The 20,998-nt window shown below is 72.8% G+C and carries 20 protein-coding genes; 6 read left to right on the forward strand and 14 right to left on the reverse strand.

Translation table 11 applies throughout. The features are described 5' to 3' along the window. Window positions 1–64 precede the first annotated feature (64 nt). From O1G21_RS36255 to O1G21_RS36270, 4 genes are all read right to left on the reverse strand, one after another. Window positions 65–682, reverse strand: coding sequence for a TetR/AcrR family transcriptional regulator (locus O1G21_RS36255; protein WP_270149784.1), 618 nt, complete (start codon window positions 680–682; stop codon window positions 65–67). Beyond that, window positions 679–2,187 (reverse strand): MFS transporter, encoded by a 1,509-nt coding sequence (locus O1G21_RS36260; protein ID WP_270149785.1) that lies wholly within the window; start codon window positions 2,185–2,187, stop codon window positions 679–681. Before O1G21_RS36260 ends, O1G21_RS36255 begins: the two co-directional genes overlap by 4 nt. A gap of 238 nt (window positions 2,188–2,425) precedes the next feature. Continuing rightward, entirely contained in the window at window positions 2,426–2,593 is a 168-nt protein-coding gene (locus tag O1G21_RS36265; protein ID WP_270149786.1) for a hypothetical protein, read from the reverse strand. A gap of 267 nt (window positions 2,594–2,860) precedes the next feature. Next, a complete protein-coding gene (locus tag O1G21_RS36270) occupies window positions 2,861–3,280 on the reverse strand; it encodes a tautomerase family protein (RefSeq protein ID WP_270149787.1) in 420 nt (139 codons plus the stop codon). A gap of 128 nt (window positions 3,281–3,408) precedes the next feature. Between O1G21_RS36270 and O1G21_RS36275 the strand changes: the two genes are divergently transcribed. Further along, entirely contained in the window at window positions 3,409–3,978 is a 570-nt protein-coding gene (locus tag O1G21_RS36275) for a TetR/AcrR family transcriptional regulator (protein WP_270149788.1), read from the forward strand. A gap of 86 nt (window positions 3,979–4,064) precedes the next feature. On the opposite strand, the gene O1G21_RS36280 is transcribed toward O1G21_RS36275, so the two are convergent. Further along, the gene (locus tag O1G21_RS36280) at window positions 4,065–4,850 is read right to left on the reverse strand and encodes an amidohydrolase family protein (RefSeq protein ID WP_270149799.1); all 786 of its coding nucleotides are present in this window, start codon (window positions 4,848–4,850) and stop codon (window positions 4,065–4,067) included. A gap of 109 nt (window positions 4,851–4,959) precedes the next feature. Here O1G21_RS36280 and O1G21_RS36285 point away from each other — a divergent pair, with 109 nt between their 5' ends. Beyond that, entirely contained in the window at window positions 4,960–5,325 is a 366-nt protein-coding gene (locus O1G21_RS36285; RefSeq protein WP_270149800.1) for a MerR family transcriptional regulator, read from the forward strand. A 541-nt stretch (window positions 5,326–5,866) separates the two neighbouring features. Here the strand turns inward: O1G21_RS36285 and O1G21_RS36290 are convergent. Both O1G21_RS36290 and O1G21_RS36295 read right to left on the reverse strand, forming a co-directional pair. Beyond that, window positions 5,867–6,232 carry a hypothetical protein gene (locus O1G21_RS36290; protein WP_270149801.1) on the reverse strand — a complete coding sequence of 122 codons (366 nt, stop codon included), beginning with the start codon at window positions 6,230–6,232 and terminating at the stop codon, window positions 5,867–5,869. A 169-nt stretch (window positions 6,233–6,401) separates the two neighbouring features. Beyond that, window positions 6,402–6,920 (reverse strand): GNAT family N-acetyltransferase, encoded by a 519-nt coding sequence (locus tag O1G21_RS36295; RefSeq protein WP_270149803.1) that lies wholly within the window; start codon window positions 6,918–6,920, stop codon window positions 6,402–6,404. 54 nt (window positions 6,921–6,974) lie between these two features. On the opposite strand from O1G21_RS36295, the gene O1G21_RS36300 reads away from it, so the two are divergent. Beyond that, on the forward strand, window positions 6,975–7,556 hold the full coding sequence (locus tag O1G21_RS36300) for a TetR/AcrR family transcriptional regulator (RefSeq protein ID WP_270149804.1): 582 nt from the start codon (window positions 6,975–6,977) through the stop codon (window positions 7,554–7,556). A gap of 141 nt (window positions 7,557–7,697) precedes the next feature. On the opposite strand, the gene O1G21_RS36305 is transcribed toward O1G21_RS36300, so the two are convergent. Continuing rightward, window positions 7,698–7,988 (reverse strand): hypothetical protein, encoded by a 291-nt coding sequence (locus tag O1G21_RS36305; RefSeq protein WP_270151513.1) that lies wholly within the window; start codon window positions 7,986–7,988, stop codon window positions 7,698–7,700. Between the two features lie 111 nt (window positions 7,989–8,099). Between O1G21_RS36305 and O1G21_RS41520 the strand changes: the two genes are divergently transcribed. Both O1G21_RS41520 and O1G21_RS36315 read left to right on the forward strand, forming a co-directional pair. Further along, window positions 8,100–8,372, forward strand: a complete 273-nt coding sequence (locus O1G21_RS41520; RefSeq protein WP_333493534.1) for a helix-turn-helix domain-containing protein — start codon at window positions 8,100–8,102, stop codon at window positions 8,370–8,372. A gap of 376 nt (window positions 8,373–8,748) precedes the next feature. Further along, window positions 8,749–10,842 (forward strand): alpha-galactosidase, encoded by a 2,094-nt coding sequence (locus O1G21_RS36315; protein WP_270149806.1) that lies wholly within the window; start codon window positions 8,749–8,751, stop codon window positions 10,840–10,842. A 119-nt stretch (window positions 10,843–10,961) separates the two neighbouring features. On the opposite strand, the gene O1G21_RS36320 is transcribed toward O1G21_RS36315, so the two are convergent. Next, the gene (locus O1G21_RS36320; protein WP_270149807.1) at window positions 10,962–13,064 is read right to left on the reverse strand and encodes an NEW3 domain-containing protein; all 2,103 of its coding nucleotides are present in this window, start codon (window positions 13,062–13,064) and stop codon (window positions 10,962–10,964) included. Between the two features lie 305 nt (window positions 13,065–13,369). After that, the gene (gene galT / locus O1G21_RS36325) at window positions 13,370–14,473 is read right to left on the reverse strand and encodes a galactose-1-phosphate uridylyltransferase (protein WP_270149809.1); all 1,104 of its coding nucleotides are present in this window, start codon (window positions 14,471–14,473) and stop codon (window positions 13,370–13,372) included. A gap of 273 nt (window positions 14,474–14,746) precedes the next feature. Between galT and galK the strand changes: the two genes are divergently transcribed. Then, window positions 14,747–15,892, forward strand: a complete 1,146-nt coding sequence (galK, locus tag O1G21_RS36330; protein WP_270149810.1) for a galactokinase — start codon at window positions 14,747–14,749, stop codon at window positions 15,890–15,892. 125 nt (window positions 15,893–16,017) lie between these two features. Here the strand turns inward: galK and O1G21_RS36335 are convergent, their stop codons facing one another. The 4 genes from O1G21_RS36335 to O1G21_RS36350 all read right to left on the reverse strand — a co-directional run bounded on the left by O1G21_RS36335 (window position 16,018) and on the right by O1G21_RS36350 (window position 20,892). Next, complete coding sequence (locus tag O1G21_RS36335; RefSeq protein ID WP_270149811.1) at window positions 16,018–16,824, reverse strand: DeoR/GlpR family DNA-binding transcription regulator; 807 nt, start codon at window positions 16,822–16,824, stop codon at window positions 16,018–16,020. 219 nt (window positions 16,825–17,043) lie between these two features. After that, on the reverse strand, window positions 17,044–18,084 hold the full coding sequence (locus O1G21_RS36340; RefSeq protein WP_270149812.1) for an ABC transporter permease: 1,041 nt from the start codon (window positions 18,082–18,084) through the stop codon (window positions 17,044–17,046). 73 nt (window positions 18,085–18,157) lie between these two features. Continuing rightward, window positions 18,158–19,732, reverse strand: coding sequence for a sugar ABC transporter ATP-binding protein (locus O1G21_RS36345; RefSeq protein WP_270149813.1), 1,575 nt, complete (start codon window positions 19,730–19,732; stop codon window positions 18,158–18,160). A 110-nt stretch (window positions 19,733–19,842) separates the two neighbouring features. Next, a complete protein-coding gene (locus O1G21_RS36350; RefSeq protein ID WP_270149814.1) occupies window positions 19,843–20,892 on the reverse strand; it encodes a substrate-binding domain-containing protein in 1,050 nt (349 codons plus the stop codon). Window positions 20,893–20,998: the final 106 nt, after the last annotated feature.

Genomic DNA, 20,998 nt, shown 5'->3' on the forward strand with positions numbered 1-20,998 from the left:
GAAAGGCCGGGCACCCCGCGCGCCGGACGCTCCGGTGCGCGGGGTTCCCGTTCTCGCACGGGCCTCAGGCCGGGCCGCTCGCCGCCAGCAGGTCGTGCAGCAGCGGCAGCAGTTCCTCGGGGTCGACGTCCGCGAGTTCGCCGAACGCACCGCTGGAGCGGGCCAGGGCGACCCCGGCGAAGGCGGCCACCGCCAGTTCGGCCCGCAGCTGGGGCCGGTCCACCTGCTCGGTGACGAAGCGGTCGTGCAGCGGCCGCACCATCCGCTCGTGGAGGTAGGTGCGGGCGGCCTGCTGCACCTCGGTGTTGTCACCGGGCAGCACCGCGGCCTGGAAGGAGGGGCCGGGGCCGCGTCGGGTGAGCCGCACCAGCAGGGTGCGCAGCCGTTCCTCGTCCAGCAGGTCGGCCGGTACCTCGTCGCCCAGTTCGAGCCGGACGGTGGCGAGGTAGAGCTGGGTCTTGCCGCCGAAGTACCGGGCGATCAACGCCGGGTCCACCCCGGCCCGTTCACCGATCTCCCGGGTGGTGGTGCGGTCGAAGCCGCGCTCGGCGAAGAGTTCCAGCGCCGCCCGGATCAGCAGCTCCCGGCTGCGCGCCGCGTCCCGCCGCCGGGGCGCCGCGGGCTCCGCGCAGCCGTCCTCCCCGGGGATGGACCGGTCGGCTCCGGCGGCCGCCGCGATCACCGGTCGGCCCCCGCCCGCAGCCCGGGCACCTCGCTCGCGCCGGCCACGCCGTCGGCGATGCTCTCTTCCACCATGAGCTCCTCGTCCACTCGCGCGCCCTTCCGGGCGGCGACCGCGGCACTGAGCCGCGGCAGGACGATCGTAGTCAGCCCCACCACCACCCACACCGCGCAGCCGATCAGCGCCGCGTCCCGGTAGCCGCTGTCCGAGGGCAGCAGCCGCCCCGGCTCGGTGTGCGCCTGGAGGACGGCGCCGCACAGGGCGCTGCCGGCGGAGTAGCCGATGGTGCGCAGCAGCTGGTTGAAGCTGACCGCGCTGCCGACCTCGTTCGCGGGCACCGCGGCGACGATCAGTCCGGGCATCACGGCGAAGGTGCAGCCGACGCCGAGCCCGGCGATGCCCATCACCACCAGATGCCCCCACAGGTGGTCGCGGGCGAACAGGAAGAACAGCACCGAGCCGAGCGAGACGGCGCAGCCGATCGGCAGGACCAGGGCGGAGGAGGTGCGCCGGGTGAGGACCGGGACCATCTTGCTGGACAGCAGGCTGGCCGCCGAGAAGGGCAGCAGGATCAGCCCGGCGACCACGACCGAGGCGCCGAGGCCGTAGCCGGTGCTGGTCGGGGTCTGGACGAAGCGGATCACCAGTGAGATCAGCAGGTACATCCCGACGCCCGCGACCAGGCCGGCCACGTCCGTGGTCAGCACGACGGGGTTCCTGAGGCTGCGCAGGTCGATCAGCGGGTGCGCGGTGCGCAGTTCGTGCCGGACCCAGGCGGCGAGCAGCAGCACCGAGACGGCCGCCACGGTCCACAGCCGGCCGCTGGCCCAGCCCCAGCTCCCGCCCTCGCTGAGCACCAGCAGCAGTCCGACCAGGGCCAGGCTCAGCAGCCCCGTGCCGGGCACGTCCAGCGGCCGCCGCTCGCGGTTCTCGGCCTCGGGCAGTACCAGGGCGGCCAGCACCAGCGCCAGGCCGCTGATCACGGCGCCGAACCAGAAGCCCGCGTGGATGCCGAAGGACTGGGCGATCAGGCCGGTGATCGGGTAGCCCAGGCCGACGCCGGCCACGGTGGTGATGGAGAGCAGTGCGACCGCGGAGCGGGAGGCCGCGGCGGGCAGCGCGTCCCGCGTGGTGGCGATGGCCAGCGGGGTCAGACCCACCCCGACGCCCTGCAGCGCCCGGCCGGCGATCAGCCACCAGAAGCCGAGCGGCAGCGCGGCCAGCACGCTGCCGAGCACCACCACGGCGGCGGCCGCCAGGGTGACCGTACGGCGGTCCGGCCCGTCGCCGAGCCGGCCGAGCACCGGGGTGGCGACCGCCCCGACCAGCATCGTGATGGTCAACGACCACTGGGCCTCGGCGAGCGAGACGTGGTCGACGGTGGCGATGGTCGGGATCATCGGCGCGCCGAGGCTGCTGATCACCGCCACCACGGCGCTGAGGAAGATCAGGACGGGCACCAGGGCCCGCTCACGTCGCGTCGACAGGCCCGTTCGGGTCTCCATGGACGCGCCCCCTTTTGTCACAGTTCGAGTGTCTGAACCCGGGGAGCGGGAACCCGACCCCGGCCATCCCGGGGTGCAGGTGACCGAGGGATGTCATCAATCGATGTCATCGGATGATGTCTTCAGATGATGACATGCCGGGGAGCGCCGGCAGAAGCCGGGTCGACCATGGAATTTTTCGAGGCGCGGCCGGGTTGAACGCCGCCCGGCGCCGCCGGCGTCAGCCATGCCGGCCGCGTCAGCGCCGCCCGAAGAGCCGCCCGAGCCAGCCCCCGGAGGCCCGCTCCTTCGGCGGGCAGGAGCACCGCTGGGACTGAAGGATCCCGGCCAGCACCTGTTCGACGTGCATCCCGCACCCGGCGTAGGTCGGCTTCCCGCAGGTGCGGCAGGCGACTCGGCGGCACATACCGCGCTCCCTTCTCAAGCCCCCCGGTGAATGGACTGACCCGCCCAAATATACCCCTCCCCGTATTCGAACTGCGGTGATCGAGCCCGCCGCACGACCACGGATGAGTGGCGGCGGTCCGGCGGAGGCGGTGCGGGCCGGTGGCTCGGCGGGGCGGGGCGGCCCAGACCGCCGCCGGGTCGCGCGGCAGCGCGGTCGGCTGCAGGCCGCGCATGGTCACGGCCGGCCCCGGGGCTGGTGCCGTCCCGGGGCCCGCCCGTGGGGCGGTCAGACGGTGGCGCTGATGGCGGCGACGATGTCGTCGTTGCCGAGGGCCTTGCCGCCGATGCCCCAGGCGCCGTCCTGGGCGTTCAGGATGTTGACCCAGGTGTCGTCGGCGCGATGCCCTTCGACGGTCAGGCGTCCGACGATGTCGGTGGCGGACCGGATGAACGCGGCCCGGGCCTCGGCGGTGGCCAGGCCGATGTCGGGCAGCTTCAGCTCGACCATGACGACGGGGCGGTTCACGCCTCCGGCGTAGACGTGCTCCGGGTCGAGGAGGTGGACGGTGCCGCCGACCATCGCCGTGAAGCCGGGGTTCCCGGCGAGGCCGCTGGCCTCGGTCAGGGCGGCGGTCAACCGCGGCAGGATCTCGCGCTCGCCGGCGGGGGTGAGAACTCCGCGCGGCGCGGTGACGGTGATGGGCATGGGCCCTCCCTGGAAGGTGGCTAGTACGGACGTCCTAGCTAATCCAGCCTGGGCTAGGATGGGCGTACTAGTCAAGGAGGTCGCCGGTGCGGATCGGGCGGCCGCCGGACTCACGATCGGAGGCGACCTTGGCCGGAGAGACCCGCGAGCGCATGATCGAGGCGACCGTCACGGCGCTCCAGCACCGTGGCGTGGCCGGCATGTCGTTCACCGACATCCTCGCCGGCAGCGGAGCCGCGCGCGGTGCGATCTACCACCACTTCCCGGGCGGGAAGGCGCAACTCGTCGCCGAGGCGGCGGAACGCAACGGCTGCGAGGTCCGCGCCCGGCTCGCCGCGCTCCCGGCGGACAGCCCGCAGGGCGTCGTCGCGGCCTTCCTGGAGCTGGTCCGGCCCGTGCTCGCGGCCTCCGCGGCGGGCGGCGGGTGCGCGGTCGCGGCGCTGACGGTCGGAGTCGGGTCGGGAGGCGATGACATGACGCTCCGCCAGATCGCGTCGACCGCGTTCACGGCCTGGGGCGACCAGCTCGCGGAACGGCTGACCGCCGCGGGTCTCGGCCCCGACGCCGCCCGCGACCTCGCCACGACCCTGATCGCGCTGCTGCAGGGCGCCCATGTGCTGTGCCGGGCCGCCGGCGATCTCGAACCCTTCGAGCCGGTGGCGCGCACGGCCATGACCCTCGTCGCACACCCCGGTTGACCGGGGTCGTCACCAGCCACTGGGAACCGCTCGCCCCCACCCCCGTGCGGGGCGAGCGGAGATCATGATGGGCGTCGCAACTCCCCTCAGAGGCCCAGGAGTTCGGCGAAGGTGCCGCCGAGGACACGGTCCCGCAGTTCACCGGGCGAGGTGACGCGCTCGACCAGGGCGCGGGTCAGGACCGGGTCGCCGTAGGGGGCGTCCGAGCCGAAGACCGTCCGGTCGGGCACCTCCCGGAGGGCCAGGCGGAGTGCGAACACCACGTTCGTCGTGGACAGTTCCAGGTAGAGGTTCGGGGTCTCCCGAGCCAGCTCGATGGCCGTCAGCCAGTTGAGGCCGCCCAGCTGGCTGATCACCACCGGCACGCTCGGGTGGCTGCGGGCCAGGTCGGCCAGCGTCGCCAGGTCCCCGGCGGTGGTCGGCGCGAACCCGTGCACCACGACCGGCAGTCCGCCGTGGTCCGCGGCGGCCCGCAGCACCGGCTCGATCAGGCCCGCACCGTCCGGCGGCGGCGTCAGCTCGCCGATGCCCCGGAAGCCCCGGGCGACCACGTCCCGCTCCACCTCGGCGGCGATCTGCTCGGCCGGCACGTCCAGCCGCACCTTGCCGAAGCCGATGAACCGGTCCGGGTGAGCCGCGCAGGCGGCCGCCAGCTCCCGCACCGCCGCCTCGTGCGCCGCGGCGCCGGCGGCCTGTCCGCTGACCGTCGCGTGCAGCACGCTCATCTCCCGCTTGAACGAGGCCAGATCCACGGCCCGCTCCGGGTGCGGCCGGGTGCCGAAGAGCACCGCGCGGTCGACCCCGGCCTCGTCGAGCAGCGCGAGGTGGCTGTCCAGCGGGTCGTGAACGTGGCTGTGGGCGTCGATGATCAACGGTTTCTCCTGGTCAGGTGCCATCCCTCGGGGCGACCCCGGGCCGCCGTGCCCTAGTCTGCAACCTTGACACCGTGACAAGGTCAAACCGAACGGGGAGCGAACGACCATGCGGATCGGGCAACTGTCCAAGCGCACCGGTACCAGCGAACGCCTGATCCGGTACTACGAATCGGCCGGACTGCTCAGCTCGACCCGACTGCCCAACGGCTACCGCGACTACGAACCCTCCGCCGAGCAGACCGTCCGCCAGATCCGCGCCCTGCTGGCCGCGGGCCTGCCCACCCGGCTGATCGGCCAGGTCCTGCCCTGCGGCCAGCCGGACGGCCCGCTCATCGCCTGCCCGGGGGTGCTCACCAAGCTGCGCGCCCAGCTCGCCGAACTCGACCGGCGTGCCGAGGAGTTGGACCAGGCCCGGAACGCCCTGCGGCGGGCCATCACGGCCACCGAGGAGGCGGGCCTGCCCGCGCTGTAGGGCTTCACCTCGGCAGCCGGGCTCCGGAGCCCGCCGGGCCCCGGAGCCGGTGGAAGCCGCCTGCGTTCCAGCCGCCGGACTGCGCCACACAGGGTGCCGATCGGCCAACCTCGACCGCGAGGTAGCGTTGAGTAGAGATGGCATGTACGCTGCGTGTCGCTGGTTGAACACCCAGCGGGCCTGGCCGTTACTCCGTGGGGGGAGTCACGCCCAGGCCCGGTCGCCGGCCGGGGCCCGGTCGCACTCGTGGGGGAGTCGCGGTCGGGCCCGTCGCCGGTTGCAAGTCGTATGCCCGCTCGATTGCCCCGCCAGACATGACGATTGTCCAGCAGGAAGGCGATTCCAGGCGCGTTCGTCCAGAACGACAGGTGGCGAGGCCTGACTTGGGCGTGGAGGCCGCCATCCACAGCAGGGCGACGGCCTCCAGCCGTTACTCGGATGCCCGCCCGATCACGGACCGGGCGGGCAGCGGTCGGACCAGGCGGCCGTCGTATGGACGGAGCTGTGGCGATCCTCGTCCGACTGCCCTCATGCCGCGAGGTCAGTTACAGATGCCGTAGATGGTTGTGCCGGCGGTCCAGTCGCGGACCTGGACGCAGATGTAGTGGCCCGGGCCGTCGTAGTGCCAGCCGGAGCCGGCGCCCCAGGTGTCCGAGATCACGGCGCCGTTGTCCGTCATGACGAACTCGCAGGTGCCGCCGACCCGGGTCGGATTGAGCTCCTGCTGGTCGTGCCAGCCGCCGTTGACGTACTGCAGCTGGATCTCCTGGTCGGCGGTGCAGTTGGGCGTGTAGAGCCAGTGGTCGCCCTCGTTGGCGGCGAAGGCGGGCGTGGACGCGGACAGGGCGATCGCGGCACCGACGCCGAGGACGGCTACGGCGGATCGCAGGGTACGGCGCGACAGCATGGAACGTATCCCTTCCGAAGGCGGAGCGGCCCGGCGGACTGCTCCGCGGGGCCGCTGGCCCGGACAGCCGGGCAGCGCCACGCTGTCAGCGTCCGGGCCGGGGCGGCAATGCGCTCACCGGATCCCGGACACTCTCGGACACTCTCGGACGGGCCCGGTCCGCAGGCGCTCAGAACCGCAGGTCCATCCGCTGCTCGACCGTGTCGAGCCCGAACTTGTGGGCGGGGCGGGAGACGGTGAGCTCGAAGCCGGCCTTCGCGTACAGGTGGTGGGCGGCGTCGAGGCCGGTGATCGTCCAGAGCAGCACGCCTTCGTACGAGCGGGTGCGGGCCTCCTCCAGGGCGGTCTCCAGCAGCCGCCGGCCCAGGCCCCGGCCCCGGGCGACCGGATCGAGGACCACCCATCGCAACTGGCCCCAGCCCGGGCGCTCCTCGGCCCGGACGAGCCCGGTGGCGCCGACCACCCGGCCGTCGAGTTCGGCGACCCACAGCCGCCCGGGTGCCGCGCTGCCCTCGGCGGCGCGGGCCAGGACCAACTCGGCCATGCCGGCGGCGACGTAGGCCTCCATGGTCGCGTCCATGCCGTACTCGCGGGTGTACAGGATGCCGTGCAGGGCGGCGACCGCGCCGAGGTCCCCGGGCCGGTCGGCTTCGCGGATGGTCACGGTTCCGGGTGCGGTGGTGGCCATGGCGGCGTCCCCTTCTGCTACTGAAACACTCGTTTCAGTGGAACGATAGAGCACGTGTCCACCCCAGCCAACGCACCCTCACGTCCGTCGCCGCGCCGTCCGTCGCCGCGCCGCGAGGACCTCCTCGCCGCGACCGTCCGCTACGTCGCCGAACACAACGTCTCCGACCTCTCGCTCCGTCCGCTGGCGGCCGAGATCGGCTCCAGCCCGCGGGTGTTGCTCTACCTGTTCGGATCGAAGGAGGGGCTGGTCCGGGAGGTGCTGGCGGTCGGCCGGACCGAGCAACTGGCGCTGCTGGAACGGTCCGCGGCCCAGGGCGGCAGCGCCCGTGAGACCCTCGAACTGCTCTGGGAATGGCTGACGGACCCCGAACACCGGGGCGCGCTGCGACTGTTCTTCGAAGGGTACGTCCGCGCCTTCGGCCGTAGTGAACCCTGGCTGGACTTCGGCACCGCCTCGCTGGAGGAGTGGCTGCCGCCGCTGGGCCGGGTGCTGGAGGGCACCGGGGCGAACGCCACCGTGGTGCTCGCCGTCCTCCGCGGCCTGCTGTTGGACCTCCTCGCCGGCGAGGGCGGCGCCCACGCCGAGCGCGTCCACACGGCTTGGCGCGACTTCCTCGACGTCACCCTCGGCTGAGGCCGGGACCCGACGCGCGGACCGTTCGATCCGCAGGCCTGGGCTCAAGGGCAACCACACTGCGGCTTCTGCGTGCCGCTTCTTCCGCGTTCACAAGGCCCCGCGCATCCTTGAGCCGGATGCGCGGGGCCGGAGGGCGGATCAGAGGCGGGCCCAGAGGCCGTTGCCGGGGAGCATCTGGGTGCCGCCGCTGACGTGGCCGGCGCCGTCGCCGGGGCAGAACTTGAGGTTGTTGTTGGCGTCGATGCCGGCGACGGCGGTCTTGCCGGTGCCGAGGAAGTCGCCGGCGGCGATGGCCTTGAAGTTGGCCCACAGGCCGGTGGTTCCGAGCATCGGGGTGCCGGGGCCGCGCATCGTGGAGTACGTCGACGGGATCACCCGGCAGGGCGGTCGGGTCCGCACCGCGCCGACGCTGCCCACCCGAATGATCATCACCGATCGGACCACCGCCGTCATCCCGGTCCGCACCGACGACACCGGCGTCGGCGCCGTGGTGCTCGCCGGCGAGGGCCTGACCGCCCTGTGCGCCCTGTTCGAGAGCGTATGGGGCAGCGCCACCCCGCTGGGCGGGGGGCCCCGAAGCGCACCGGCGGGCTCAGCGCCCAGGAGGCCGGGGCCATCCGGCTGCTCGCGGACGGACTGACGGACGAGGCGGTGGCCAAGCGGCTCGGGGTCTCGCACCGCACCGCGCGGCGGCTCGCCACCGAGTTGATGGAGCGCCTCGGCGCCCGCAGCCGGTTCGAGGCGGGCGTGCGCGCCGTCTCCAGCAGGGGTGGCTGCCCCATAGCGGATGAGTGGCCCGCCGGTGCCGGCTGACCGGCTCGACGCCGCCCGGCGCTTCGGGCCACGAGCCGTGCCCGGTGCTGTGGCTCAGCCTGGCCGAGCCGGCTGACGTCGCGGCAGCAGCCCTCCGGACGTCGGGCCGTCCCCCGTAGCGCGCTCGTCATCGAAGTGCTGTTGTGTTGAGTCTTGTCGGGTTCTGTTAGGTGCAATATCGTATGGCACCGCGGCCTCGTCGACGGCTGCTCACCGGTGCGGTCGTCCACGCCCCCCACTCGCAGGCCGAACGACGTCGCCGCGTTCGCACGCCCCGGTACAGATCGTCAGCACCGGTCCCCATCCACCCGCGCCGCGGCTGGTGCCCTTCGGCAGCCCGGGCCCGGCGCAACTCACCCACCCGGGAAGCCCCCACATGCGCAGAACGCCACACCGGCTCGTCGGCATACTCGCCGTCACCGTCCTCGCGGCCTCCGGCCTCAGCGCCGCTGCACTCGGCACCGCGACTCCGGCCGCCGCCCTCGGCAACGGCAACGCCCTGACCCCGCCCATGGGTTGGAACTCGTGGAACAGCATCGGTGCCTACGTCACCGAGAGCCAGGTCAAGCAGACCATCGACTTCATGTCGGCCAACGGCCTGGTACAGGCGGGATACGACACCGTCACCGTCGACGACGGCTGGTCGATGCGCCACCGCGACGGCCAGAACACGGACTTCGCCAAGACCGCCGACGGCGCCATGCAGCTCTACGACGCCAACGGAAGTCCGGTCAGCGGCACCGACGGCGGCGGGAACGACCCCACCAGCGGCCACCTCCTCCCCGAGCCCGACCAGTTCCCCGCGCAGAGCGTCGACGGCAGGACCGTCAACGGCATCCAGTACCTGGCCTGGTACGCCCACAGCAAGGGCATGAAGTTCGGCCTCTACGCCACCGACACCTACACCACCTGCCAGGGCCACCCCGGGAGCCTCGGCCACGAGACCACCGACGCCGCCGACTTCGTCTCCTGGGGCGTCGACTTCGTCAAGTACGACGACTGCCCGTACGGTCCCACCATCTACGGCCCCGACGGCTACGCCTACTACCCGCAGGGCGAGGGCAAGGAGCTCACCCGGTCCATCTACGCCCGGACCCAGACCTTCCAGCGCGCCCTGGACGCGGCGACCGCCGCCGCGGGCAAGCCCAAGATCACGCTGAGCCTGTCCGCGCAGCCCGCGCACACCGGCATCCCCTTCCTGCTGAGCGCCGACGACCCGGCCCGGACCGATCCGCTGATCACCGCCGCCGGCACCCCGCCGCACCAGGCGCCCGGCTACTCGCCCACCGGAATCTGGTGCGGCCAGGTCGCCAACATGTGCCGGATCGGCGGCGACCGCGACAGCGAACTGGACGGCGTGCTCTACAACGGCCAGCTGCAGACCGCGCTGAGGTACCCGGGCAACGTCCACCCCGGCAGCTGGAACGACCTGGACATGATGTTCGCCGGCTGGCAGGACACCTACGGCGTCTGGGGCGTCACCGACACCTCCCAGGGCCACAAGCCCTTCACCGACGACGAGTCGCGCACCGAACTGTCCGTGCTCTCGATGATGGCGGCCCCGCTCGTCTCCGGCGCCGACCTGCGCACCGCCGCCGACTCGCAGCACACCGCGAACGGCTACACCTGGTCCACCGGCATCAGCTCCTCCGCACTCGCGCTGCTCAAGAACCGCGACATGATCGCCATCGACCAGGACAGCCTCGCCAAGCCCGCCACCCTGGTCGGCAACCCGCCCTCCTCCCCGGTCGCCCCGGTGATCCTCAAGCGCCAACTCGCCAACGGGGACCTGGCCGTGGCGCTGGTCAACCAGGACCCGAACAACTGGGCCATGATCAGTGCCGGCTTCGCGGACCTCGGCCTGACCGGCTCGGGCTACGCCTACCGGGAACTGTGGACGGGTGCCACCGGCACCGCGACCGGCTCCATCGGCGGCAACTGGATCCCCGCGCACGGCGTCGCGCTCTACCGCATCGCCGGGGCGGGCACCGGCACGGGCGGTGGCACCGGGGGCGGCCAGCCGGCCGTCGTCGGCGACGGCAAGTACCACGCGCTCAGCGCCGGTGGCACCGGGGGCCAGGCGCTCGAGGTCCAGGGCGGCTGCTCCGCACCCGTCGGCGGCAACTCCGACATCGGCGCCTACCAGAGCGGCAACGCCGCCCAGCAGTGGACGTTCACGCGCAACGCGGACGGCACCGTGACGATCAGTGACAACTGTGCCACCGCGACCCAGACGCACACCGTGCTCGCCGGCGGCAACGGCGTCGGCAGCGCCTACCTGCTCAACGCCTCGCCCGGTAACCCCTGGCAGGAGTGGAAGGTCACCCAGAACAGCAGCGGCGCGCTCACCGTCACCAACGTCGGCAACGGTCTGACGCTGGACGTCGCCGGAACCGCGGCCGGCTCCACGGGCATGACGAATCCGGCCAACCCGGCTGCCGCAGGGCAGAGTTGGACCGTCCTGTCCTGACCGTCCCGTCCTGACCGTCCCGTCCTGACCGTCCTGTCCTGACCGGCCTGACAGAAGGATCGGCGTGCGGCGTCAGGGTGTCTGCCCTGACGCCGCACGCCCGACCAGGAGGCTGGCGGTCAGCTCTGGGTGAAGCCCGTGAAGTCGGCCTCGCCGCTGGTGCCCGCGCTGTGCGAGGTGGTGAACAGCCCGACGTCCTGGCGTGCGGCCGCTCCCGGCACGGTGGCCTCTCCGACCTTGGTCCAGGTGGTCCCGTCGGTGGAGTAGTAGCCGGTGTACGTCGATCCGTCGCGCACCAGCTTCAGCCAGCTCGGATAGGCCGCCGAGCCCGAACCCTGGTTCGCCGGAGCGCTGTTGGAGTCCAGTTGACCGTTGCCGTCGCTGTCCCACTGCAGCACGTAGCCCTTGCCGGGGGCCTCGGCCAGGACGAGGTACCCGGCCGAACGGCCCGGCTGGGTGATGTCGTTGCGGACCATGATCCCGGCCTTGGCCCAGTCGCTGGTCGGTGCCTGCGCGGTGAGCTTCACGACCGTGGTGGAGCCGTCGTGTTCGGCGCCCGGCCGGTAGACGGCGCTGTACTCGTCGACGTCGTAGTAGAGGTCGGCGCCCGCGCCGTCGATGGCGAACGTACCGTCCTGCGCGCCGAACACGGCGGTGGTGTCGGTGAAGGTCCGGAACGGGGCCTGCACGGGTGCGGCCAGGACGACCGGCGCCGGCGCGGTGACGCGCTGCGGGCCACCCGGCCCGTGCGCGGTGGCGGTGCCGGTGAGGGTGGCCCTGGTGATCGGCGTCGGCAGGTGCGCCGGGGCGGTCACGCGGAACATGGCCTGGGCCGCGCCGCCGGGCGGCACGTGCCCGAACCGGGTCTCCGACAGCGGTGCCACCGCCCAGCCGGCCGGTACGTCCAGTCCGAGCAGCACGTCGTTCGCGGACTGCGCGCCGTTGTCGGTGAAGGTCGTGGTGACGGTGGCCGCGCCGCCCGGGGTGAGGTCGGGCACCTTGGTGTCGAGGACGAGGTCCGGGTGCTGTCCGCCCGGGTGGTCGGTCGGGGTGACCTTGTACATCACGACGCCGTGGCCGGGCACGGTGGCGCTGACCGCGCCGGCGCTCTCGCCGGTGGTGTGCGCCCACAGGTCCCGCAGGAGGTACCCCTTGGCCGCCGGCAGGCCGACCGCGGCCGCCGTGGTCGAGATCACCGCGGGCTGCGGGTTCTCGTTGAACAGGGTGACCGCCACCCCGCCGTCGGCGAGCGGCTTGGCCAGGACGTCCAGACCGGCGGCCATGCTCACCGGCCGCCCCTGCTTGCCGAGCCGGTCCTGGTCGACGGATATGACCTCGGTGTTGCCGTAGACGGCGAGGGTGTCGGCGCTCGCCTTGCGCAGGTCGGTGCCGGCGATCAGCGGGGCCGCCATCTCGGCCCAGAGCGAGAAGTGGGCGCGGTCCTCGGTCGCCGTCATGCCGTTGCCGACCTCCAGCATGTCCGGGTCGTTCCAGCCGCCCGGTCCCGCGGCGTCGGCGAGCTTGGCGTTGGCGTGGAAGATGTCCAGCATCCGGCCGAACGAGGCGTCGATGTCCCCGGTGGTGCGCCAGAGTTGGCCGACGGTGGCGCCCCAGGTCCACACGCTGTCCAGACCCCAGTTGCAGAGGCTGTAGACGATCGGGCGGCCGGTCTTCGCCAGCGCGTCGCCCATCGCGCGGTAGCGCTGCAGCGAGGGTAGGCCCTGGTTGTAGCAGTTGTCGTACTTGAGGTAGTCGACGCCCCAGGAGGCGAAGGAATCCGCGTCCTGCTGCTCGTGGCCGAGGCTGCCGGGGAAGCCGGCACAGGTCATCGTGCCGGCGCTCTCGTAGATGCCGAGCTTGAGGCCCTTGGCGTGGACGTAGGCGGCCACACCGGTGATCCCGTGCGGGAACTTGACCGGGTCGGGGACGAGCCTGCCGGCGGCGTCGCGGGTCTTGGCCATCCAGCAGTCGTCGATGTTGACGTACTGGTAGCCGGCGGCCCGCAGGCCGGTCGAGACCAGTCTGTCGGCGGTCTGCTCGACCAGCTGCTCGTCGACGTCGCAGCCGAAGGCGTTCCAGTCGTTCCAGCCCATCGGCGGGGTGGGGACCAGCGTGGCGCCGGCCGACTCGGCGGCCACGGCCGGGGTGCTGGTGAGGGGAACGGCGGCGAGCGGCGCCGCCGCCAGCGAGGCCGCGAGTAACGCGGCCCACGTCTTGCGCATCGTGTCTCCTGTGGTCCGGGGGGTGGTGCGGACGGTGGTGCAGGAACTGGCACCCTGCGCAGGGCGGGGGAAAGCGAACCAAATCCAACAGAGATAGTCAATAGTCAACGCAATCAGACGGATATCAACGCACCTGGGAGGGGTCGGACGTCCGGTCGGACGTCGAACCGTGCGTCGAACCGAGCGCCCGTCAGGGCGTCGAGCGCGGGCGGACCCGCCCATGCCGACGGAGCCCACGGCGTCGGCGGTCAGCACGACGCGGTGGGCTCCGTCGGTGTGGTGCGGTGTGGCGGGCGGGTCGCGGGTCAGCCGAGCGCCGCCTCCCGGAGCCGGGAGGCGGCCTGCTCCGGGCTCACGTCGGTGACGAAGGCGTCCATCCCCGATTCCACCCCGGCCAGGTACTTGAGCTTGCCCGGCGCCCGACGGACGGTGAACAGCTCGAGGTGGAGGGCGAGTTGCCCGCCACCGGTGCGGGGAGCCTGGTGCCAGGCCGAGATGTACGGGGTCCGGTTGGGCGCCGCACCGGGCGCGGCGGGGAACAGCGCGTCGAAGCGGCGCAGCAGGTCCAGGTAGAGGCCGGGGAACTCGGCGCGCTCGGGCTCGGTCAGCGCGGTGAGGTCGGCGACCCGGCGCTTGGGGTAGAGGTGGACCTCGTACGGCCAGCGCGCGGCGAACGGCACGAAGGCGACCCAGTGTTCGCCCCGCAGGACCAGCCGTTCCGGGCTGTCCTGCTCGGCGGAGAGCAGGTCCTCGAACAGGTTCCGGCCGGTGCGGGCCCGGTGCGCCTCGGCCCGGGCGATCATCCGGGTGGTGCGGGAGGGGACGAAGGGGAAGGCGTAGATCTGACCGTGCGGGTGGGCGAGCGTGACGCCGATCTCCTCGCCGCGGTTCTCGAAGCAGTACACCTGGCGCACGCCGGGCAGGGCGGACAGTTCCGCCGTGCGGTCGGTCCAGGCGTCCAGCACCAGGCGCGCCTTGGCCTCGTCCAGGTCCGCGAAGGAGGCGTCGTGGTCGGAGGTGAAGCAGACCACCTCGCAGCGGCCGTTGCCGGGCCGGAGGGTGTGCAGGGGCGCGTCCCGGGCCGCGACGTGCTCGGCCGACCCCGGGGCGAGCGAGGGGAAGCGGTTCTCGAACACCGCCACCTCGTAGTCGGCCGCCGGGATCTCGCTGAGCCGCCCGTCCCGGGACGGGCACAGCGGGCACTCGCCGGCCGGCGGGTGGTAGGTGCGCTGCTGGCGGTGGGCGGCCACGGTGACCCACTCACCGAGCACCGGGTCGAGCCGGATCTCGGAGAGGCTCGCCGCGGGCTCCAGGGGGCGTTCGTCCCGGACGTCGCGAACGGCTCCCGGCGCCTGGTCGAAGTAGACCAGTTCGCGGCCGTCGGCCAACCTGGTGGCGGTTCTGTGCACCGCTGTGCTCCTTACGCGTTGGACGTCGCCCCGGCGGTTTTCAAGCTTCAACAGATTCAAACAAACACGATCGCTTGTCAACAAGCGCCGCCCCTCGACGGCCGTGTTCCCGGACGGCTCATCCGGCCCGCCGGAACATGCCCATCCGTGTTCACCGCAGATGTTGACCCTGAAGGCCAGGCGTGTTTGATTGTGTCGGAATTCGCTCCCGCTTGCTTGGACATCACCGCCGGCGGGAACCCACCCCGCGCATCGAGGCATGGAGCTGACGAGATGATCGACGAGGCCGCCACCGACTTCGAGGCCGTCCACGCGGCACGGCCGGACGGCACCTGGGCCGCCCCCGGCCGGGTGAACCTGATCGGCGAACACACCGACTACAACGACGGCTTCGTCCTGCCGATCGCCCTTCCGCACACCACCCGGGTCAGCGCCCGCCGCCGGACGGACGGACGGCTGCGGCTGTACAGCGCCCAGGGCGACGGCACGATCACCGACCTGGCGCTGGAGGCACTGGCGCCCGGCGCCGTAGCGAGCTGGGCGAGCTACCCGGCCGGGGTCTTCTGGGCGCTCGCCGAGGCGGGCCACCCCGTCGGCGGGGCCGACCTGTTCGTCGACAGCGACGTGCCGACCGGGGCCGGGCTCTCCTCCTCGGCCGCCCTGGAGTGCGCGACGGCCGCGGCCCTGAACGACCTGTACGAACTGGGCCTGACCGCGTCGGAACTCGCCCTGATCGCCCAGCGGGCGGAGAACGCCTTCGTCGGTGTGCCCTGCGGGGTGATGGACCAGATGGCCTCCGCCTGCTGCACGGACGGCACCGCGCTGTTCCTCGACACCCGGACGCTGGAGCAGCGGCACGTCCCGCTCGACCTGACGGCGGCGGGGCTGCGGCTGCTGGTGATCGACACCCGGGTCAAGCACGACCTCGGCGACGGCGCGTACGCGGCCCTGCGGGCCGGCTGCGAGCGTGCCGCGGGCCTGCTCGGGCTGCCCGCGCTGCGCGACCTTCCGAGCGCCGACCTGGCCCCGGCCCTGGACCGGCTGCCCGGTGAACTCCGGCCGCTGGTACGGCACGTGGTGACCGAGAACGGGCGCGTGCTGGAGACGATCGACCATCTGGGCCGCGGTGAGCTGACGGCGCTCGGGCCCGTCCTGACGGCGGGACACGCCTCGCTGCGCGACGACTTCCGGGTCTCCTGCCCGGAGACGGACCTCGCGGTGGAGGCCGCCGTCGCCGCCGGGGCGTTGGGCGCCCGGATGACCGGGGGCGGCTTCGGCGGGTCCGTCGTCGCGCTGGTCGGGGCCGCGGACCTGGCGGCCGTCTCCGAGGCGGTGCGGTCGGCCTTCCGCTCGGCGGGCTTCGCCGCACCCGTCACCTTCACCGCGGTGCCCTCGGCGGGAGCCCGTCGGGTGGCCTGACCCGGCCGCCCGCTCAACCGGCCGCCCGCTCGGCCACCCGCTCAACCGGCCGCCTGCTCGACCGCCCGCTCAACCGGCCGCCCGCTCGGCCACCCGCTCAACCGGCCGCCTGCTCGACCGCCCGCTCAGCCGCCCGCCGGGACGACGATCAGCTCGCCGACCGCCTCGGCGACCACCTCGCGGGCGGTCGCCGGGAGGGCGTCGTCGGTGACGAAGCAGTCGACCTCCGCCAGGGTCGCGAAGCTGCTCAGCCCGACCACGCCCCACTTGGTGTGGTCCGCGACCACGACCGTGCGGCGTGCCGAGGCGATCAGGGCCCGATTGGTCTGCGCCTCGGCCAGGTTGGGCGTGGTCAGGCCGGCATGCTCGCTCACCCCGTGCACGCCGAGGATCAGCAGGTCCACGTGCAGCGAGCGGATCGTCTGGTCGGCCAGCGCCCCCACCAGGGCCGCCGAGCGGGTGGGCGATCCACCGGTCAGCAGCAGCGACGGGACGGTTTCCCTCCCGTCGCCTCCCGCTGCCCAGAGCAGGTCCGCGATCCGCAGCGAGTTGGTCACCACCGTCAGCTCCGGGACCTCGAGCAGCCGGGAGGCGACCGCGTAGGTCGTGGTCCCGGCCGACAGGGCCACCACGCTGCCCGGCTCCACCAGCTGGACCGCGGCGTCCGCGAGCGCGGCCTTGGTGCCCTCCTCCAGCCCGGACTTGGCGTCGAAGCCGGGTTCGAAGGTGCTCGCCGTCCCGCTCGCCACCGCGCCGCCGTGGACCTTCTCCGCGGCGCCCTGACGGACCAGCGCGTCGAGGTCCCGGCGGATGGTCATGTCGGACACGCCGAACTGCTCGACCAGTTCGGCGACCCGGACCGCGCCGGCCCGGCGGATCGCCTCCAGGATCAGTGCCTGGCGCTGGGCGGCGAGCAACGTCTGGTCAGCCACGGAGGACCTTTCGATCGAACGAGCACGTGCGGCTTGGGCGTTCTCGTCGGCGACCGGGAACGCGGCCGGGTCCTGCGGGAGCCATTATCCCAGCACCGCCGGTGGGCTGTCCCCCCGGTACCCGTCTGTGCGGCGAACCGCCGGTGCCGCGTTCGGTCGCGGCACCGGCGGGTTCGGGTGGATCGGCGTCCCGGCCGGCGAGGGCGGGCCGAGGGCTTCTCAGGCCGGCAGGCCGACCGCCCGGTCGCGGTTGCGGCGCTGCTGGATGACCACGGCGGCGACCAGCAGGGCGCCCTGGGCGACGTTCTGCCAGAAGGAGTTGATGCCCTGGACGGTGAGGCCGTTCTGCAGGGCACCGAGCAGCGCGACGGCGAGCAGGGTGCCGCCGATGCCGCCCTTGCCGCCCTTGAGGGCGCAGCCGCCGAGGGCGGCCGCGGTGATCGACTGGAGTTCCAGGCCCTCGCTGCCGGAGACCGGTTGGCCGCTGCCGGTACGGGCGGTGAGGAGGACGCCGGCGAGGGCGGCGACGGTGCCGGAGAGGGCGTAGGCGGCGATCAGGTACTTGTTGAGGTTGATGCCGGCCAGGCGGGCGGCGGTGTCGTTGCCGCCGATGGCGTAGACGTTGCGGCCGATGTCGGTGTACGTGAGCAGGGCGTGCACGGCGGCGGCGGTGAGGACCAGCAGCCAGACCATGGTGGGCAGGCCGGCGATCTTGCCCCGGCTGAGGAAGACGAAGACCGGGTCGTTGAGTACGTAGCCCTGGGCGCGGCCGTCCGAGACGAGCTGGGCGACGCCCTTGTAGGCGGCCAGTCCGGCGAGGGTGGCGATGGTCGGGTTGACCCGGCCGTAGACGATGACGACGCCGTTGAACAGGCCGATGCCGGCGCCGATGGCGAGGGCGGCGCCGATGCCGAGGTAGGGGTTGGCGCCGGTGGAGGTGAAGACCATCGCGCTGGTGACGGAGGCCAGACCGGCCTGGGAGCCGACCGAGATGTCCAGGCCGCCGCAGATGATGACGACGGTCTGGACGACGGCCAGCAGTCCGGAGATGGTGGCGGCCTCGGCGATGACCTGGATGTTGTCCCAGCCGACGAAGTTCGGGTTGAGCCAGCCGAACAGGGCGACGACGGCGACGAGGGCGCCGATCAGGCTGAGGTTCTGGCCACCGACCGCGGCGAGCAGGGCGTACGGGCCACCGGACCGGGCGGGCACGGCTCCGGCGTCCGGCGCCGGGGCGGTCGGGGGAGTGGCGGTCGTCATGCGCCCACCTCGCTGCGCTCGGCAGGGGCACATGCCCACGCGCGCCTTTCGATGATTCGCTCGCTGCGCTCGTTCAATGGGTCTCTCCGGTCTGGGCGGGGGTGGTGGTGGCCAGGTCGTCGGCCATGGCGAGGGCGAGGACGGCCTCCTCGGTGGCCTGCTCGCGGGTGAGCTCGCCGGTGGTGCGGCCGTTCTGCATCACCACGATCCGGTCGGCGAGGCCGAGCACTTCGGGCAGTTCGGAGGAGATGACCAGGACGGCGGTGCCCGCGCGGGCGAGGTCGGCGATGATCTGGTAGATCTCGGCCTTGGCGCCGATGTCGACGCCGCGGGTGGGTTCGTCGAGGATCAGCAGGTCGGGCTTGCGGGCGAGCCAGCGCGCGAGGACGACCTTCTGCTGGTTGCCGCCGGACAGGGTGCGGACCTCCGCCTCGACGGAGGGGGCGCGGACCCGCAGCCGGTCGGCGTACTCCTGGGCGAGGTCCTTCTCCTGACGGCGCCTGACGAACCGCCAGCGGCTGAGCCGGCCCAGGCTGACCAGCGAGGTGTTGTCCCGGATCGTGCGCTGCAGGAACAGCGCCTGGGTCTTGCGCTCCTCGGGGGCCAGGCCGATGCCCGCGGCGATGGCGTCGCCGGGGTTCCTCAGCCGCAGGACCTCACCGTTGAGCGTGACGGTGCCGGAGTGGACGGGGGCGTCACCGGCCAGCGCGAGGGCGAGTTCGGAGCGCCCGGCGCCGATCAGCCCGGCGAGGGCGACGACCTCCCCGGCGTGGACCCTGAGGCTGATGCCGCTGACGTCGTCGGTGCTGAGGCCCTTGACGTCCAGGACGACCCGGTCGGTGGCGACCTGCTGGCGGACGAACAGCGAGGACAGGTCGCGGCCGACCATGAGCCGTACGAGTTCGCCCTCGTCGGTGGCGGCGGCCCGGACCACGCCGGCCACCCGGCCGTCGCGCAGTACGGCGATGCGGTCGGCGAGCCGGAAGATCTCCTTCATCCGGTGGGAGACGTAGATGACGGCGATGCCCTCGTCGCGCAGGCGTCCGATCAGGGCGAACAGGGCCTCGACCTCGTGCTCGGAGAGCGAGGAGGTGGGCTCGTCGAAGGCGATCGCGCGCGGTGGGACGGCGCCGGTCAGGGCGCGCATGATCTCCACCAACTGACGCTGGGCAGCGGTCAGTTCGGAGCCGAGCAGGGCCGGGTCGAGGACCTTGTCGAAGCCGAGGCGGTGCAGGTCGGCGGTGATCCGGCGGCGCAGTTCGGCGCGGTCGAGCCGGCGCAGCCGGGTGCGGGGCAGCGAGCCGGCGTAGACGTTCTCGGCGACCGGGACGTGCGGGATGATCTCGGGTTCCTGCGGGATGATCCGGATCCCGGCGCGGCGGGCGTCCTGCGGGGAGTCCAGGTCGAGGGCCTCACCGTCCAGTAGGACGCGTCCCGCGGTGGGGCGGTGGTCGCCGGTGAGGATGCGCAGCAGGGTGGACTTGCCGGCGCCGTTCTCGCCCATCAGGGCGGTGACCTGGCCGGGTGGGAAGGCGAGGGTGACGTCGCTGAGCGCCTGGACGGTGCCGAAGCGCTTGGACACGCCCTCGGCGCTCAGGCCGGCGGCGCCGTCCGGTGGCGGGACGGGCGGGGAATCAGGTGGGGTCATCGGGGCCTCGTTGGCGGTGCGGTGCGGACGGTCTTGGGGAGCGTCGGGGTGCGGCGGGGCCTGGTCCGGCCCCCCCCCACGGACGGCTCGGCGCGACGTCGGGTGCGGCGTCAGCTGCAGGACACGCCCGCGGACTGCCAGGTCGCGGCGTCGACCATCTTGGTCGGGGCGAAGGCCTCCTTGGGGAAGTCCTTGCCGTTCTTGAGCTTGTCGTACATCGTCTGCACCGACAGGGCGCCGACGTCCTTGCCGTTGATGAACAGGGCGGCCTTCATGCCGGAGGGCTTGCCGGAGGCCCAGTCCTTGCACGCCAGGTAGGCGCCGAGGCCGACGCCGTCGATGTCGTCGGGGCTGACCCCGGCGTTCTGCAGGGCGGTGACGGCACCCTGGACGTTCTCGTCGTTGCAGCCCCACACCACCCAGTGCTTGACGCCGGCGTTGGCGGTGATGGTGGCGGCCACCTTGTCCTGCGCGCCGGTCGGCGTGTTGTCGGTGGCCACATCGAGGTTCTGCACGCCCGGCGCGGCCTGGTCGAAGGCGGCCTTCGCGGCCTTGACCCGGTCGCCGCAGACGGTCACGTCCTGCTTCCAGGCGGAGATGATCCGGGTGTCCGCGGGGTTCCAGCCGGCCTTCTTGAACTCCTCCGCGGCGCGCTGGCCGACCTGCTGGCCCATCTGCTGGCCGGAGAAGCCGATCCGGGGGACCAGGTCGCCCGCGGCGCACTGGGTCGGGGAGGGGCCGCTCGCGCAGACCTGGTCGTCGGAGGTGAGCAGGGCGGCCTTGGCGTCCCGGGCGGTCTGGACGACCTGCGGGCCGACCGCCGGGTCCGGCACCACGATGATCAGGCCGTTGCTCTTCTGGGCGATCGCGGCCTGCACCTCGCTGACCGTCTTGTTGGCGTCGTTGCCCAGGTTGACGACCTTCAGGTCGGCGCCGAGCTCGGCCGCCTTGGCCTTGGCGCCGGCGGCCTCGTCCACGAAGTACTGCTGGTCGCCCTGCTTCTGCAGGTAGGTGATCGAGACCTTGCCGGAGACCGGGGCCACCGAGGCGTCGGCGCCGGAGGAGGAGGTCTGCCCGGTGGAACAGGCCGTCAGGCCGAAGGCGGTGACCAGGCTCAGCGCGGCGAGCGGGGCCAGGCGGCCGCGGGGGGAGAGGTGCATGATGGGGCTCCTGAGGGTGGGGGCCGATCAGCCAGTAGCAACAGAATCGATCAGAAAGCATCGCAATCAAACGCGATGGAGCAAAAGAAAACGCCCCGTTCAGGCC

It is taken from the genome of Kitasatospora cathayae, assembly GCF_027627435.1.
Classification (GTDB): Bacteria; Actinomycetota; Actinomycetes; order Streptomycetales; family Streptomycetaceae; genus Kitasatospora; species Kitasatospora cathayae.